The organism is Mesorhizobium sp. M0077 (assembly GCF_040322955.1).
Taxonomy (GTDB): Bacteria; Pseudomonadota; Alphaproteobacteria; order Rhizobiales; family Rhizobiaceae; genus Mesorhizobium.
In genome coordinates this window covers 1-2,862 of the sequence record NZ_JAMYUL010000033.1, presented here as the reverse complement: position 1 = coordinate 2,862, position 2,862 = coordinate 1, and the positions used below count along the sequence as shown (strand labels likewise).

Sequence of the window (2,862 nt, the reverse complement as noted above, 5' to 3'; positions counted from 1 at the left end):
TGACACTCCTTGCCAACACTCTCTCGCAAGGGCCGATAAGCGATACCGTTGCCCACAACATGGCACGCAATGGTCTGCTGCAAGCAGCGCGTTGCAATGCCGAGGTCGTGCAAGCTCTCGGTCTTGGAAAGCGGATCGCTGCCCGATGGCAAAAGGCCAATGCCAAGTGTCTGGCCGCCAACCGGAAAGCTGGGGACGTGGCAGGTGGGCTGGGTGCCATTTCAAAGTCGCTGCGCGTGCTGCTGCAATCGGCCATTCTTGCCGTCGGTGCGTACCTTGTCGTCAGGGAAGAGGCTACGGCCGGGGTCATGATTGCCAGTTCGATCATGATGGGGCGTGCGCTGGCTCCGGTCGACCTCGCCATTTCAAGCTGGAAACCCTTCCTCATGGCGCGCCAGGGTTGGGCGCGGCTGGAGGACCTCTTGGAAAAGGTTCCTGAAACCGCTCCTGTTATGCTAATGCCTGCACCTGAACGCGAACTGCGCCTCGAAAGCGTGACAATCGTTCCGCCCGGTGAAAGCAAGCCGACCGTGACCGGCATTGCGTTTGCCATTCAGGCGGGAAGCGCACTCGGGGTCATCGGCCCGTCGGGTTCGGGCAAGTCGACACTCTCGCGCGCCATCGTCGGCGCATGGACGCCGGTCGCCGGGAAGGTTCGCATCGACAGCGCAAGCCTCGATCAATGGGACCGGGAAGCACTAGGCCGTCACATCGGCTATCTGCCGCAAGGTGTTGAACTGTTCGATGGCACCATTGCCGAAAACATCGCTCGTTTTGAAGATGATCCTGACCCTGAGGCTATTGTCGCCGCGGCGAAAGCAGCGGGCACGCACGAACTGATCCTCCGATTTGAGCACGGATACGAAACTCCGATTGGTGAGGCCGGATCGGCACTTTCCGCCGGGCAGCGTCAGCTTATCGGTCTTGCCCGTGCCCTTTATCGAGACCCTTTCCTTGTCGTGCTGGATGAACCCAATGCCCATCTCGACGCGGAAGGCGAAGCTGCAGTCGTTAATGCGATCGCCTCCGTGCGCGAGCGCAAGGGCATTGCGGTTGTCGTCGCCCATCGGCCGAGCGCCATCCGCGCCGTCGATTTGGTGTTGGTGATGGAAGGTGGACGGCAGCGATCATTCGGTGCGCGTTCCAAAGTCCTGAAGGCCATCGAGTCTACACAGGATCACGTGGCAGAGCGCGCTGACATGGAGGATCCCGGTGTCCGGCATTCATCAGAACAATGACGTTTCAAGCTCCATTCGCCGGCACCTGGTGGCGGGCCTTCTGGCGAGCGTGATCTTTGTGGGAGGAGCCGGAGCCTGGGCGACCTTCACGAATCTCTCCGGTGCGGTTGTAGCGTCCGGACACTTTGTCGTCGTTTCCTAGTGAGAAGATACAGCACCCGACTGGCGGGGTGGTCGGAGAAATCCTGGTGAACCCGGCATTTCGTACTACCTGGTGCGCCTGTCAGTTCCGATCTCGGCTCGCGCGAACGCGCTCCCTAACGTTCCATTGCTCGCAATGGGCAGTGCCGGCGCGACTCGGCAACACAGCCCCATGCCCGTTCTTCCGAGGGCGGCCCAACCAGGACGACCGGTTGCCAAGTTTTCCTGGACCGTTCTTTGAGTGTGAATGTTCGGGCCGATTGCCTGGGGCGTGTCCCCGCCGCCTGCGAGCCCGCAACTGCTCAGCAGAAGGGCGAAGTGAACGAGAATGCATCCATTTCGTAAATGTATGCCTATCCAAGCAATCGATTTCTCCAATTGTCCGATGACGAATATGAACGACTCAGGCAGGGGCATCATTAGGAGTATTTTCAATGGCAAAGATTATCGAAGGTGGCCCGGGTTCCGAAACAATCCTCGGCACCGAGGGTGTTGACTGGATCGAGGGTTACCAGGGCGGTGACTGGCTTGACGGTCGTGGCGGCAACGACGAGATCTCGGGTGGCGCGGGCAGTGACCGAGCCATCGGCGGCAAGGGTAACGACCGCATCTTCGGCGGAGATGGCTGGGACGATCTCTCCGGCGACAACGGCCGCTTCAACGCGCGCGTCTCCGGTGAGGACAATGACAGGCTCAGCGGCGGACCCGGCCAGGATGTCCTCTACGTGGGTGACGGCCAGGACACGTTGACCGGGGGCAGCGACAGTGACACGTTCGTGTTCCAGTTCCACAATCCGGTGCCTGGGGTTGTCGGGTCGACGTCGGACATTACCACTATCACCGATTTCAACCCGGCGGAGGACAAGTTCGCCTTCGATGCGGTGGGCCTCTACAACGATGGTTTTGGCGCGAACTTCGTCAACAACGCCAGCATACAGTCCGGCTACCCGGTGAGCAGCTTCTACAGCGGTGCGGCCTCGGGTGCGAACGGCGAACACGTCGTGGTGATCACTGGCGAATCTTTCAACTCTGCTAATGAGGCGGCGAGTGCGATCTCCGGCGAGCACGCCGGCGACATCATTGTCTACCAAAGCAGCTACACCGACAGACTCGCAACTCTGGCCTATGTCACCGCCGACGGCAGCGCGCACGAGTTCGCCCACCTGGGCGGTGTGGTCACCGTGGCAGACCTGGGCCTGACCGCGTCCGACTTCACCTTCGTTTGATCCAGAAAACCCATACGGAACCGCGCCCGCCCCGCCCCCCTGGGCGGGCGCTTTCCCGTTTCCGCTACTTGCCATGGGCCGGGGCGCCCGGGAGCAGTCAGCGTGTACAGTGACGAAGCCCTGCGCGTCGCGCTGGTCGTGCACCGAAATCCCACTGAAGGTGTGGAGGCGGAAGCCTGTTCGGGCCCTTGCGGCCGACCACGATGAATCCCTTCCAAACCTTCAGCCGGACGGTGTTGTTGACGCGCTCCATTAAA

At 61.1% G+C, this 2,862-nt stretch carries 2 protein-coding genes and 1 pseudogene; all 3 read left to right on the top strand.

Features of this window, described 5'->3' with window-relative positions:
* On the top strand, window positions 1-1,238 hold a 1,238-nt coding region (locus NKJ57_RS30770; protein WP_352513786.1), incomplete at its 5' end, for a type I secretion system permease/ATPase.
* A pseudogene (locus NKJ57_RS30765) lies at window positions 1,213-1,429 on the top strand (HlyD family type I secretion periplasmic adaptor subunit); the annotation flags it as partial. The gene NKJ57_RS30770 and the pseudogene NKJ57_RS30765, both read left to right, overlap by 26 nt.
* 384 nt (window positions 1,430-1,813) lie before the next feature.
* Window positions 1,814-2,605 (top strand): calcium-binding protein, encoded by a 792-nt coding sequence (locus tag NKJ57_RS30760; protein ID WP_352513785.1) that lies wholly within the window; start codon window positions 1,814-1,816, stop codon window positions 2,603-2,605.
* Window positions 2,606-2,862: the final 257 nt, after the last annotated feature.